12 protein-coding genes are annotated in these 11,737 nt (G+C 71.0%); 3 read left to right on the forward strand and 9 right to left on the reverse strand.

The annotated features are described in order from the left end of the window. Nucleotides 1-94: 94 nt before the first annotated feature. Both OG841_RS19970 and OG841_RS19975 read right to left on the reverse strand, forming a co-directional pair. Nucleotides 95-2,011, reverse strand: a complete 1,917-nt coding sequence (locus OG841_RS19970) for an AMP-dependent synthetase/ligase (RefSeq protein ID WP_328640280.1) — start codon at nt 2,009-2,011, stop codon at nt 95-97. Nucleotides 2,012-2,232: 221 nt separating this feature from the next. Continuing rightward, on the reverse strand, nt 2,233-3,519 hold the full coding sequence (locus OG841_RS19975) for an acetyl-CoA C-acetyltransferase (protein ID WP_328640279.1): 1,287 nt from the start codon (nt 3,517-3,519) through the stop codon (nt 2,233-2,235). Nucleotides 3,520-3,607: 88 nt separating this feature from the next. Here OG841_RS19975 and OG841_RS19980 point away from each other — a divergent pair, with 88 nt between their 5' ends. Together OG841_RS19980 and OG841_RS19985 are read left to right on the forward strand one after the other, a co-directional pair. Further along, on the forward strand, nt 3,608-4,888 hold the full coding sequence (locus OG841_RS19980; RefSeq protein WP_328640278.1) for a 3-oxoacyl-ACP reductase: 1,281 nt from the start codon (nt 3,608-3,610) through the stop codon (nt 4,886-4,888). Between the two features lie 5 nt (nt 4,889-4,893). Then, entirely contained in the window at nt 4,894-5,805 is a 912-nt protein-coding gene (locus OG841_RS19985) for a MaoC family dehydratase (RefSeq protein WP_328640277.1), read from the forward strand. A gap of 203 nt (nt 5,806-6,008) precedes the next feature. Here OG841_RS19985 and OG841_RS19990 read toward each other — a convergent pair whose 3' ends face one another. From OG841_RS19990 to OG841_RS20020, 7 genes are all read right to left on the reverse strand, one after another. Further along, nucleotides 6,009-6,683, reverse strand: coding sequence for a TetR/AcrR family transcriptional regulator (locus OG841_RS19990; protein ID WP_328640276.1), 675 nt, complete (start codon nt 6,681-6,683; stop codon nt 6,009-6,011). 46 nt (nt 6,684-6,729) lie between these two features. Further along, complete coding sequence (locus tag OG841_RS19995; RefSeq protein WP_328640275.1) at nt 6,730-7,041, reverse strand: DUF4229 domain-containing protein; 312 nt, start codon at nt 7,039-7,041, stop codon at nt 6,730-6,732. Between the two features lie 96 nt (nt 7,042-7,137). Beyond that, entirely contained in the window at nt 7,138-7,662 is a 525-nt protein-coding gene (locus OG841_RS20000) for a GNAT family N-acetyltransferase (RefSeq protein ID WP_328640274.1), read from the reverse strand. A 58-nt stretch (nt 7,663-7,720) separates the two neighbouring features. After that, on the reverse strand, nt 7,721-8,371 hold the full coding sequence (locus tag OG841_RS20005; protein ID WP_328640273.1) for a UdgX family uracil-DNA binding protein: 651 nt from the start codon (nt 8,369-8,371) through the stop codon (nt 7,721-7,723). A gap of 254 nt (nt 8,372-8,625) precedes the next feature. Beyond that, nucleotides 8,626-9,789 (reverse strand): aminofutalosine synthase MqnE, encoded by a 1,164-nt coding sequence (gene mqnE / locus OG841_RS20010; protein WP_328640272.1) that lies wholly within the window; start codon nt 9,787-9,789, stop codon nt 8,626-8,628. A 47-nt stretch (nt 9,790-9,836) separates the two neighbouring features. After that, nucleotides 9,837-10,292 (reverse strand): Lrp/AsnC family transcriptional regulator, encoded by a 456-nt coding sequence (locus OG841_RS20015; protein ID WP_328640271.1) that lies wholly within the window; start codon nt 10,290-10,292, stop codon nt 9,837-9,839. Between the two features lie 58 nt (nt 10,293-10,350). Beyond that, entirely contained in the window at nt 10,351-11,034 is a 684-nt protein-coding gene (locus OG841_RS20020) for a UbiX family flavin prenyltransferase (protein WP_328640270.1), read from the reverse strand. A gap of 91 nt (nt 11,035-11,125) precedes the next feature. Here OG841_RS20020 and OG841_RS20025 point away from each other — a divergent pair, with 91 nt between their 5' ends. Further along, the gene (locus OG841_RS20025) at nt 11,126-11,722 is read left to right on the forward strand and encodes a rhomboid family intramembrane serine protease (protein ID WP_328640269.1); all 597 of its coding nucleotides are present in this window, start codon (nt 11,126-11,128) and stop codon (nt 11,720-11,722) included. The last annotated feature ends 15 nt before the right edge of the window (nt 11,723-11,737 follow it).

Below are 11,737 nucleotides of genomic sequence, written 5' to 3' on the forward strand. Positions count from 1 at the left end.
CCACATCGGTCCGAAACCGTTTCGTACACCTAACCTAGGTCACACTTGCAGCGAACCGCAAACGTCTTCATGAGGTCTCCACCGACCACGGCGCTCAGCGCTCGTACAGCCCCTCGATCGCCCCGGCGAAGTCCCGCATGACCGCCTCCCGGCGCAGTTTCATCGACGGGGTCAGATGGCCCGCCGCCTCGGTGAGGTCGGTCGGCAGGACGGTGAAGCGGCGGATGGACTCGGGGCGGGAGACCATCTTGTTGGCCTCGTCCACCGCGCGTTGCAGGACCGTCCTCAACTCCTCGTCGTTCATGAGAAGTTCGGCGGGAACAGGGTGTTTGCCGTTCATCTGGCGCCAGTGGTTGACGCCGTCCATGTCCAGGCTGATCAGGGCCGAGATGTAGGGGCGGCGGTCGCCGAGGACCATGCACTGCGAGATCAGGGGGTGCGAGCGGAGCCAGTTCTCCAGCGGGGCCGGGGCGACGTTCTTGCCGCCGGCCGTGATCAGGATCTCCTTCTTGCGGCCCGTGATCGTGAGGTAGCCCTCGTCGTCCAGCTGTCCGATGTCACCGGTCGGGAACCAGCCGTCGGCCGAGGCGGGGGCCACCCCCTCGCCGTACGGATCCCAGTAACCCCGGAACACCTGACCCCCGTTCAGCAGGATCTCGCCGTCCGCCGCGATGCGGACCCGGGTGCCCGGGATGGGCCAGCCGACCGTGCCCAGGCGGGGCTTCAGGGGAGGGGTGCAGGTCGCGGCCCCCGTCGACTCCGTCAGGCCGTAGCCCTCGTAGATCTCCATGCCCGCGCCCGCGTAGAACGCGGCGAGCCGGCGGCCGAGCGGGGAGCCGCCGGAGATGATGTGCCGGATCCTGCCGCCCATGGCGTTGCGGATACGGCGGTACACGAGCGGGTCGTAGAAGGTGCGGGCCGTTCTGAGGGCCGCGCCCGGGCCGGAGCCGGTGCCCGCGTGGCGGGTCTCCATCGCCTCGCCGTAGCGGACGGCGACGTTGGTCGCGCGGTCGAAGACCGTCACCCGGCCACCGCTCTCCGCCTTGGCGCGGGCGTTGTTGAAGACCTTCTCCAGCATGTAGGGGATCACGAGGAGGAAGGTCGGCTTGAAGCTGCTCAGGTCGGCGAGCAGGTCCTCGGCCTGGAGGCTCGGCGCGTGGCCGAGGCGGACGCGGGCGCGGACGCAGGCGATGGCCACCATGCGGCCGAAGACGTGCGAGATGGGCAGGAAGAGCAGGGTCGCCAGGTCCGCCTCGTCCGACTTCGACTTGAAGACCGGATAGAGAAGCTCGATCGCGTTGTCGACCTCGGCGAGGAAGTTGCCGTGGCTGAGCACACAGCCCTTGGGGCGGCCGGTGGTGCCGGAGGTGTAGACGACGGTGGCGACCGTGCCCGGGCCCAGCATGCCGCGCCGTACGCCGATCTCCTGGTCGGGGACGGCCTGGCCGAGTTCTCCCAGACGCTCCACGTGACCCTTCTCCATGATCCACATGTGCCGCAGGTCGGGAAGGCGACTGAGCTCGGGACCGAGGGCCGCGGCCTGGCCGGCCGTCTCCGTCAGCAGGGCGACCGCGCCGGAGTCCTGGAGGATGAAACGGGTCTGGAAGACGGAGGACGTGGGGTAGATGGGGACCGTCACCAGGCCCGCGGCCCAGGCGGCGAAGTCGAGGAGCGTCCACTCGTACGTCGTGCGCGCCATGACCGCGACCCGGTCGCCCGGCATCAGGCCCTCCGAGATCAGGCCCTTCGCCACGGCCAGCACCTGCCCGGCGAACTCCGCCGCCGTCAGATCGACCCAGCGGCCGTCCTCCGTACGGCGGCTCATCACCCGCTGCTCCGGCGCCGCCTCGGCGTTGTCGAAGGGCAGGTCGGCGAGCGAGCCATGCGTCCGCGGCGGGGCCAGCGGCGGCACCGACACCTCACGGACCTCGCCGTCCAGCCGCACGATCTCGGGTTCCACGAGCACGGGCGCGCCGTCGTAGTCGTGACCGGACACGTACGAGAGGGACATGGTCAGCTCCTGGGACGTGCAGCTCGGTAACGTTCCGCTGCATGAGGTACGCAGGGGACGTACCGGGGCGTTCACCCGCGAGTGCGCCGGGAAGGGTTACCTGGGGTTAGGACGGTGATCCTAAGTGGCCCAAGTGGGGGGTCTGTGCGGGTTCGTTGATGGTCCGGAGCCGGGACTGTGCAACCTCGACCGCAAAGTGAGACTTTGTCAGCTGTCGGGGCTTACGGCCGCTCCAGAATCGCCGTCACCCCCTGCCCGCCCGCCGCGCACACCGAGATCAGGCCGCGACTCGGGCCGTCCCGTTCGGCCAGCAGTTTTGCCAGCGTGGCGACGATCCGCGCACCGGTCGCGGCGAAGGGATGCCCGGTGGCGAGGGAGGATCCGGCGACGTTGAGGCGGGCCCGGTCCACCGGGGCCAGGCCCTGCTTCTCCCAGGCCGCGAGGGTCGCCAGGACCTGGGAGGCGAAGGCCTCGTGGATCTCGACCAGGTCGAAGTCGTCCATGCCGAGACCGGCTCGCTCCAGCATGCGGGGGACGGCGTACGCGGGCGCCATGAGCAGACCGTCCTCTCCCTGTACGACATCCCCTTGCACGAAGTCCACGGCCGCCGTCTCGTACGCCGTGAGGTAGGCCAGTACCTCCAGGCCGCGCGCCTGCGCCCACTCCTGGGACGCCAGCAGCACGACCGCCGCGCCGTCCGTCAGCGGGGTCGAATTCCCGGCCGTCATGGTCGGGTCGGGGTCCTTGAGCCCGAACACCGGCTTGAGCGTGGCGAGTTTGGCGGCGGTCGAGTCGGGGCGGAGGTTCTGGTCGCGGGCCAGCCCCCGGAAGGGGACCACCAGCTCCTGGAAGAAGCCGCGTTCGTACGCCGCCGCCAGCCGCTGGTGACTCGTCGCCGCCAGCTCGTCCTGGGCCTGACGGGTCACGCCCCAGGCGCAGGCGGTGACGGCCGCGTGCTCGCCCATGGACAGACCGGTGCGGGGTTCGGCGTTGCGGGGGATGTCGGGGGCCAGGTGGGTCGGACGGATGCGCGCGAGCGCCTTCAGGCGGGCGCCGGCCGACTTCGCGCGCCGGGCCTCCAGCAGGATGCGGCGCAGGTCGTCGTTGACGCCGAGGGGCGCGTCGCTCGCGGTGTCCGCGCCGCCCGCGATCGCGGATTCGGTCTGCCCCAGGGCGATCTTGTTGGCGGCGGCGATGACGGCCTGGAGACCGGTCCCACAGGCCTGCTGGATGTCGTACGCCGGGGTGCGCGGGTCCAGTTTCGAGCCGAGGACCGTCTCGCGCGCGAGGTTGAAGTCGCGGCTGTGCTTGAGGACGGCACCGGCGACGAACTCCCCCACCATGCCCGGTTCCTGGAGCCCGTTCCGCTCGACGAGGGCGTCGAGGACGGCGGTGAGCATGTCCTGGTTCGAGGCGGTGGCGTACGGACCGTCCGAGCGGGCGAAGGGGACGCGGGCACCGGCGACGATCGCCACGCGCCGGGCGACCGGCGGTTTCAGGGGGCTCATTTCCACCAGTTCCTCACCTCGGACAACGGCTTACCTACGGTAACCTTACTCCAGAGTAAGGACTCTGCGACCGACCCGGGAGATGGACATGGCCGACCGCTATCTGAGCTTCACCGGTACCGCGCCGGGTCGGTTCCTCACCCGCCGCCTGGGGCTTCCGCAACCCGCGGTTCTGCGGCGGTGGTCGGAGGGGTCCCCCGGGTTCGAGGGCGGGGTGCTGCACCTCACGGCGGGGAAGTCACAGCTTTCCGGGCCGACGTTCCCGTCCCCGTCGGACGCACCGGCCGCGGTCCTCCTCGACGCCACCGGGGTGCGGGACGTCGAGGGGCTCGCTGAGGTGCACGCGGCACTGCACACGGTGGTGCGGTCGGTCGCCGAGAGCGGACGGATCGTCGTCCTGGGGGCGCCGCTCGATCCCGTCGACCATCACCAGGCCGCCGCCCAGCAGGCGTTGGAGGGATTCACGCGCTCGCTCGGCAAGGAGATCGGGCGGGGCAGAACGGTCAACCTCGTACGGCTCACCGACGCGTCCGCGGCCGAGTCGACGCTGCGTTTCCTGCTCTCCCCCAAATCGGCGTACGTCAGCGGACAGGTGATCGAGGTCGGAGAGGCGCAGGAGGCCGACGTCGACTGGTCCCTCCCGCTCGCCGGGCGGACGGCCCTGGTGACCGGCGGGGCGCGGGGCATCGGTGCGGCGGTCGCCGAGACGCTGGCCAGGGACGGGGCCCGGGTGGTCGTACTCGACGTGCCGGCGGCGTCGGCGGATGCCGAGCAGCTTGCCGCGCGCCTCGGGGGCAGTGCCCTCGCGCTGGACATCACGGCCGCGGGCGCGGGCGCTCGGATCGCCGAGGCGCTGCCCGAGGGGCTGGACGTGCTGGTCCACAACGCGGGGATCACCCGGGACCGGCGACTGGTCAACATGCCCGCCGAACGCTGGAGTTCGGTGCTCGAGGTGAACCTGGCGAGCGTGCTGCGCACGACGGACGCGCTACTGGAGGCGGGCACGCTGCGGCGGGGCGGACGGATCGTCGCCACCGCGTCCATCGCGGGGCTCGCGGGGAACGCCGGGCAGACGAACTACGGCGCGAGCAAGGCGGGTGTCGTCGGGCTGGTGCGCTCGCTGGCGCCCCGGGCGCGGGCCGAGCACGGGGTCACGGTGAACGCGGTCGCTCCCGGGTTCATCGAGACGAAGATGACGGCGGCGATCCCGCTGTTCATCCGGGAGGCGGGACGGCGGATGAACTCCCTCGGACAGGGCGGGCTGCCGGCCGACGTGGCCGAGACGACGGCGTGGCTGGCGCATCCGGCGTCCGGCGCGGTGAACGGGCAGGTCGTGCGGGTGTGCGGCCAGAGTCTGCTGGGGGCGTAGTGGGGATGCACTCGGACGACGGGCGGGCCGAGGGGTCGTGCGGCGCGGAGTCGAACGGCCACGGCTCGGATCCCCGCGGACCGCTCACCGTCCTCGCTCGGTCTCCCTCCCTCACTCCCCTCCTGGCCCTGGGCGCCCTGCGCTCCCCCTTCAAGCGGCCCGCCGCGACCGCGGACTTCCCCCGCACCCGGCTGGTGCTGCCCGGTCTGCGGGTGGACCTCGCGCGGCTTGCCGCCTACGAGCGGGTGTGCGGGTTCCCGACCGGGGAGGACGCGTTGCCGGTGACGTATCCGCATGTGCTGGGCTTTCCCCTGGCCATGAGTCTGATGAGCGGGCGGGACTTCCCACTGCCGTTGCTCGGGCTGGTGCACACGTCGATCGAGATCACGCGGTACCGGGAGCTGGCGGCGACGGGCGAGTACGAACTCACCGTCTACGTCGACGGGTTGGCACCGCACCGGCGCGGTACGGAGGCCGCGGTCGTCACCGAGCTGCGGGTGGGCGAGGAGGTCGTATGGGAGTCGGTGAGCACCTATCTGGCCCGGCACCGCACGAACGAACCTGAACGGGAGCGGGACCGCGAGCGGCATGAACCGCTGCCCGGCGTCGACGAGTGGCGGCTGGCCGGGGACATCGGCCGGCGTTACGCCGCCGCGTCCGGCGACCGCAACCCGATCCACCTGTACCCGCTCACGGCCCGCCTCTTCGGCTTCCCGAGGACGATCGCGCACGGCATGTGGACGGCGGCCCGCTGCCTGGCAGCCCACGGCACGCCTCAAGCGGCGCTGGTGCGGGCGGAGTTCAGGGCACCGGTGCTGCTGCCGGGGACGGTGACGTACGCGGCGAACGGCGAGCGCTTCGAACTGTGCGGCGGGGACCGCGTGCATGTGACCGGGGGCGTCCACCCACTGACGTGAAGCGGGCCGGGCCTCGGACGAGGTGTCGGCCGATCTGGCGCGGGCCCGCCTCGGACGAGGTGTCGGCCCGACCTGCCGCGGCGCCCTCGGAGGGCGATGCAGGCCGACCTGACGCGGGGCGCCTTCGGAGCGTGGTGTGCCGATCCGAAGCGGCGGCACCCCCAGGGCCGACCTGAACCGAGGACAAGCGTCGGGGAACGCTGTCAGCCGACCTGCATCGGTGTGCCCTCGGAGGGCACGTCCCGGAGGGTCCACGGTCGGCCCTCCATCAGGTTTCCGAGGCCTGCCCACGCGAAGTTCATGAGCGTGGCCGCCGACTGCCTCGCGGTCACGCCCTCGGTCGCGTTGGCCCAGGCCGCGAGGGACTCGGCGGCGCCGACGAGCGCCTCGGCGAGGCCGGCGACCTCGCGCTCGGGCAGGTCGGGATCGCGGTGCGCGTCGCGGGCCGCGACCACGATCAGGTGGGTCACGAACTCCACGATCTCCTCGCGCATCGCGGTGACCTCGGCGACGAACGCCTCACCGTGGATACGGGCCTGGAGATGCAGCACGGACCAGGCGTGCGGGCTCCCCGAGGTGTGGGTGAAGAACGCCAGCAGCCCGTCCCAGAGCTGACGGTCGGCGGGCAGATCCGTCCGCACCGCCGTCCGCACCGCCTCCGTGAGCGCGGCCGCCTCCCGGCGGATGCACGCGGTGAAGAGGTCTTCCTTGGAGTTCAGGTACAGATACACCAACGGCTTCGACACACCGGCGAGTTCGGCGATCTCGTCCATCGAGGCGGCCATGTACCCACGCTGCCCGAAGATCTCCACAGCGGCGTCCAGCATCTGCTGTTCCCGCACGGCACGCGGCATCCGCTTGCTCTTCACGACACCCATGCGCAAAGCCTACGGTCACGCGGGCACGGCGGCGCGGGCGTTGACCTCAGGAAGTCTGCGGGGCCTGCCCCTGAGGACGGCTCGCCTCCTCGGCGGCTTCGTCCTCCTGGCTGCGGTTCGCCTCCAGGTTGGCCTTCATCCGGTCGACCCGCTGCACGACCTTGATGGAGGCTCGGTCACGCTCCTTGCGCAGGACCACGAAGCTGATCGGAGCCGAGAGCAGCAGGGAGAGCAGGACGATCCACATGCCGTTGGAGTCGCCGAGGCCGCGCGGGGCGAGGCCGGAGTAGACGAGGCCCCAGACGACCACGAGGCAGCCCACCAGGATCCCGAGGCGCATCAGCGTGTAGCGGAGCATGTCAATCCACTCTTCCGTATCCGTATCGAACGGCCCGAACACCCCAAAGGGGCACCGTCCAGTGAAGCACGCCGGGCACCCGGCCCTCGAACGGGGTCAGGTGAGCGGCAGCAGCATGATCACGTCGTCCCGGTCGTCGCCCGGTACGACGCGGATCGCGCCGGGTACACGGCCGACCTCCTTGTAGCCGCAGGAGCCGTAGAAACGCTCCAGACCGAGGCCGCCGCGGCAGGTGAGCCGTATCGCCTCGATGCCCTCGAAGGTGCGGGCCGCGTGGGCCGCCGCCGAGAGGAGGTCGCGGCCGTAGCCCCTGCCCTGGTGGCGGGGGTGGATCATGACCGTGTACAGCCACACCCAGTGGGTCATGAGCCGGTGCGTGTTGAAGTGGAAGAAGGCGGTGGCGGCGACCTGTCCGTCCTCGTCGCGTCCGACGAGCAACCGCGTCCGCCCCTCCTCTATCGCCGCGACGTGCTTCACCAGCTCGGGGCGGATCGTCTCCCGGCCCACCGGCGCCACGAAGCCGACGGCGCCGCCCGCGTTGGAGACGTCCGTCCACAGGTCGAGGACCTCTTCGCGGAGCGCGGGGGTGACGGCCGGGTCGAGGGTGAAGGTAAGGGGCATGAGGCAAGGTTAGATATTACGCATCTGCCGCCTCAAGGGGGTTCCGGCGTCACCTACGTCACCCCAGCGCCCGGGCCGCCACCTCCAGGTCCGCCACCAGGCCGCGGTACGCGCCCTCCCTGTCCTCGGCCCGCAGTACGGCCGACGGGTGCACGGTCGGCACGAGCCGCTCCCGTCTGCCGTGGATCTCCTCCTCCAGCACGGTTCCGCGCACCTGCGTCACCCGGAACGACGAGCCGAGCAGCGCCTTGCCCGCGGTGGCGCCGAGGACCACGATCAACTCCGGTTCGACGATCTCCAGCTCCTTGGCGAGCCAGGGGCCGCAGGCCGTCATCTCCCGGAGGCTGGGCGCCTTGTGGATACGGCGCTTGCGTGGCTCGGCCTGCGTGAACTTGAAGTGCTTCACGGCGTTGGTGACGTAGGCGTCCGCCGGTTCGACACCGGCCTCCGCGAGGGCACGGTCGAGCAGCTTGCCGGCGGGACCGACGAAGGGCTTCCCCTGCCGGTCCTCCTGATCGCCGGGCTGCTCCCCGACGAGCATCACGCGCGCGTGTACGGCGCCCTCGCCGAACACCGTCTGGGTCGCGTCCCGGTGAAGCGGACAGCCACGACAGCCGGCGGCGGCCTTGCGCAGAGCGGCCAGACCGCCGCGGCCGGGAACGAAGGGTTCGGCGGTGTAGGCGTCTTCGGGTGACGTGGTGCTCACCATGGTGGGCGAGTACCCGGGGTGGGAGAACGCGAACGAAGGGGACGACTTGTGCCGGGAGCGGCCGCGGGCCGGTGGGGGCCGGTCGCGCAGTTCCCCGCGCCCCTGCGTGGCTGCAGCTGCCGTCCGCCGAGCGTCGGCGTCGCCGCGGGCGGGCCCGCGCGACCGAACAGGGCCACTCGCGCCGGAAGCACGACTGCGGGCCGGTGGGGGCCGGTCGCGCAGTTCCCCGCGCCCCTGGGCGTCCGACCTCGGGGTCAGAGCCGCATCGGCTGCGGTGCCTCCCGGCGCCCCGCGTCCGGACCGTCGTACTCGCGGATGATCTCGTACCGCGTGTTCCGCTCCACCGGGCGGAAGCCCGCGTCGCGGATCAGGTCCAGCAGGTCCTCGCGGGTCAGTTTGTTCGGGGTGCCGTAGTTGTCGGCGTCGTGGGTGATCTTGTACTCGACCACCGAGCCGTCCATGTCGTCCGCGCCGTGCTGGAGGGCCAGCTGGGCGGTCTGGACGCCGTGCATGACCCAGAAGACCTTGACGTGCGGGACGTTGTCGAACAGCAGCCGGGAGACCGCGAAGGTCTTCAGGGCCTCCGCGCCCGTCGCCATCCGCGTGCGCGCCTGGAGGCGGTTCCTGACCTTGCCGTCCTTCACGTCCACGAAGTCGTGCTGGTAACGCAGCGGGATGAAGACCTGGAAGCCGCCGGTCTCGTCCTGGAGCTCGCGCAGACGCAGGACGTGGTCGACACGGTGCCTGTGCTCCTCGATGTGGCCGTACAGCATGGTGCTCGGGGTCTTGAGACCCTTCTCGTGCGCCAGGCGGTGGATCCGGGACCAGTCCTCCCAGTGGGTCCTGTGGTCCACGATGTGCTGCCGGACCTCCCAGTCGAAGATCTCCGCGCCACCGCCGGTGAGGGACTCCAGGCCCGCGTCGATCAGCTCGTCCAGGATCTCCGACGCCGACAGACCCGAGATGGTCTCGAAGTGGTGAATCTCCGTCGCGGTGAAGGCCTTCAGGGAGACGTCCGGAAGCGCGGCCTTCAGCTCGCGCAGCGACCGCGGGTAGTAGCGCCACGGCAGGTTCGGGTGCAGGCCGTTGACGATGTGCAGCTCGGTGAGGTTCTCGCCCTCCATCGCCTTGGCGAGCTTCACCGCCTCCTCGATGCGCATCGTGTACGCGTCCTTCTCGCCCGGCTTGCGCTGGAAGGAGCAGTAGGCGCAGGACGCCGTGCACACGTTGGTCATGTTGAGGTGGCGGTTGACGTTGAAGTGGACGACGTCGCCGTTCTTCCGCGTCCGCACCTCGTGCGCGAGGCCGCCGAGCCAGGCCAGGTCGTCCGACTCGTACAGTGCGATGCCGTCCTCACGGGTCAGCCGTTCACCGGCCCCGACCTTCTCCTCCAGCTCGCGCTTGAGCCCGACATCCATGCCCACACCTCTTCCGACGACCCCGAACGACTCCGACAACCGTACGTCTACGCCTCTTCGGGCAGCTCTCCGACCCGGTTCTCCCACTTCGTGGAGAGCACGATCGTGGTACGGGTCCGGGAGACGCCCTTGGTCCCGGACAGCCGCCGGATGATCTTCTCCAGACCGTCGACGTCCGACGCCCGGACCTTCAGCATGTACGAGTCGTCGCCCGCGATGAACCAGCAGTCCTCGATCTCGCCGAGGTCCCTCAGCCGGCGCGCCACGTCCTCGTGGTCGACCGCGTCCCCCAGCGAGATGCCGATCAGCGCGGTGACGCCGAGGCCGAGCGAGGCGGAGTCGACGGTGGCGCGGTAACCGGTGATGACCCCGGCCGCCTCCAGCCGGTTGATGCGGTCGGTGACGCTGGGTCCCGACAGACCGACGAGGCGCCCCAGCTCCGCGTAGGAGGCCCGGCCGTTCTCCCTCAGGGCCTGGATGAGCTGCCTGTCCACCGCGTCCATGCGATCGAAGCCTTCCGCTGAAAAGTGCCTGAAGTGATGAGAGGTACTGCCACGTGCCTTACCGACCCGACGTGCCGCCGCCCAGCTCGCCCTCCCAGCGGCGGTACAGCCCGTGCCCGACGCCTGCCGCGTCCAGCACCCGCCCGGCGACGAAGTCCACCAGGTCCTGGATGTGGGTGGCGCCGGCGTAGAAACCCGGCGAGGCCGGGACCACGCTCGCGCCCGCGTCGTCGAGCGTGACGAGGTGCCGGAGGGTCTGGCCGTTCAAGGGGGTCTCCCGTACGGCCACGACCAGCCTGCGGCGCTCCTTGAGGGTGACGCTCGCGGCCCGCTGCAGCAGGTCCTTGGAGAGGCCGAGGGCGACTCCGGCGACGCAGGCGGTGGAGGCGGGGACGATCAGCATCCCCTTGCTCGGATACGACCCCGAGGACGGCCCCGCTGCCAGGTCCCCGGCGTTCCAGTACCGCACGTCGGTGATGTCCGCCTCGAAGGTGCCGGGCTTGCCGTCGGCCCCCCGGTCCAGCCATTCCCGCAGGTCCTCGCGCCAGTGCGCGTCCCGGAAGGAGATCCCCGTCTCGTCGAGGAGGGTGAGCCGCGAGGCGCGGGAGATCACCAGGTCGACGCTCTCGCCGGCGGCGAGGAGCGCACGCAGCACGGACGCGGCATACGGGGTGCCGGAGGCGCCGGACACCCCTACGATCCAAGGCGTACGCCGCGTCTCTCCTGGCTTGACTGGGTTCACACCCCCGAGCCTATCCGGCGTCACAGAGTGGGAACCGGCCAAGGGGTCCGGTCGTTCCTTGGATGGGGACGAGTGAGTGGTGGGGGTCGCCATGACGAGCAGGGAACTCGAGTGGTCGCGCGGTGATCGCGCCAAGGCCGCGGCCAAGCTGATGGTGGGCTGGGTCGCGCTGCTGTGGCTGCTGGAAGTCGTGGACGTGGCGAGCGGCCACGCGCTCGACGGCCTCGGCATCACGCCACGCACCCCGTCCGAGCTGGTCGACGTCGTCCCGGCCGCCTTCATCCACTTCGGCTTCGCCCATGTGGCCGCGAACAGCGTCCCGCTGCTGGTCATGGGCTTCCTCGCGGCCCTCGGCGGCCTGCGCCGGTTCGCCGCCGTCTGCGCCCTGATCATCGTGGCCGACGGCCTGGGCGTCTGGCTCATAGCCCCGGCCCACACCAACACGGCGGGCGCGTCGGGCCTGATCTTCGGCCTGTTCGGCTACCTGCTGGTCAGCGGCTTCGTGGAGCGGCGCCCACTGGGGGTGCTGGTGGGTCTGCTGGTCGGTGCGGTCTGGGGCACGTCGATACTGGTGGGCCTGGCGCCCACGCAGTCGGGCGTCAGCTGGCAGGGGCACCTGCTGGGACTGGTGGCGGGAGTGGCGACGGCGTTCGTGTTCAAGCGCCGGACGCAAGCGTCGGACGCCTGAACCCGCCTGACGGCG

Origin of the sequence: Streptomyces canus (assembly GCF_041435015.1) — a bacterium.
GTDB lineage: Bacteria > Actinomycetota > Actinomycetes > Streptomycetales > Streptomycetaceae > Streptomyces > Streptomyces canus_G.

Excerpts from the sequence above, each read along its gene's own strand:
- OG841_RS19970 (WP_328640280.1), bottom strand. The coding sequence starts at position 2,011 with ATGTCCCTCTCGTACGTGTCCGGTCACGACTACGACGGCGCGCCCGTG.
- OG841_RS19975 (WP_328640279.1), bottom strand. The coding sequence starts at position 3,519 with ATGAGCCCCCTGAAACCGCCGGTCGCCCGGCGCGTGGCGATCGTCGCC.
- OG841_RS19980 (WP_328640278.1), top strand. The coding sequence starts at position 3,608 with ATGGCCGACCGCTATCTGAGCTTCACCGGTACCGCGCCGGGTCGGTTC.
- OG841_RS19985 (WP_328640277.1), top strand. The coding sequence starts at position 4,894 with ATGCACTCGGACGACGGGCGGGCCGAGGGGTCGTGCGGCGCGGAGTCG.
- OG841_RS19990 (WP_328640276.1), bottom strand. The coding sequence starts at position 6,683 with ATGGGTGTCGTGAAGAGCAAGCGGATGCCGCGTGCCGTGCGGGAACAG.
- OG841_RS19995 (WP_328640275.1), bottom strand. The coding sequence starts at position 7,041 with ATGCTCCGCTACACGCTGATGCGCCTCGGGATCCTGGTGGGCTGCCTC.
- OG841_RS20000 (WP_328640274.1), bottom strand. The coding sequence starts at position 7,662 with ATGCCCCTTACCTTCACCCTCGACCCGGCCGTCACCCCCGCGCTCCGC.
- OG841_RS20005 (WP_328640273.1), bottom strand. The coding sequence starts at position 8,371 with ATGGTGAGCACCACGTCACCCGAAGACGCCTACACCGCCGAACCCTTC.
- mqnE (WP_328640272.1), bottom strand. The coding sequence starts at position 9,789 with ATGGATGTCGGGCTCAAGCGCGAGCTGGAGGAGAAGGTCGGGGCCGGT.
- OG841_RS20015 (WP_328640271.1), bottom strand. The coding sequence starts at position 10,292 with ATGGACGCGGTGGACAGGCAGCTCATCCAGGCCCTGAGGGAGAACGGC.
- OG841_RS20025 (WP_328640269.1), top strand. The coding sequence starts at position 11,126 with ATGACGAGCAGGGAACTCGAGTGGTCGCGCGGTGATCGCGCCAAGGCC.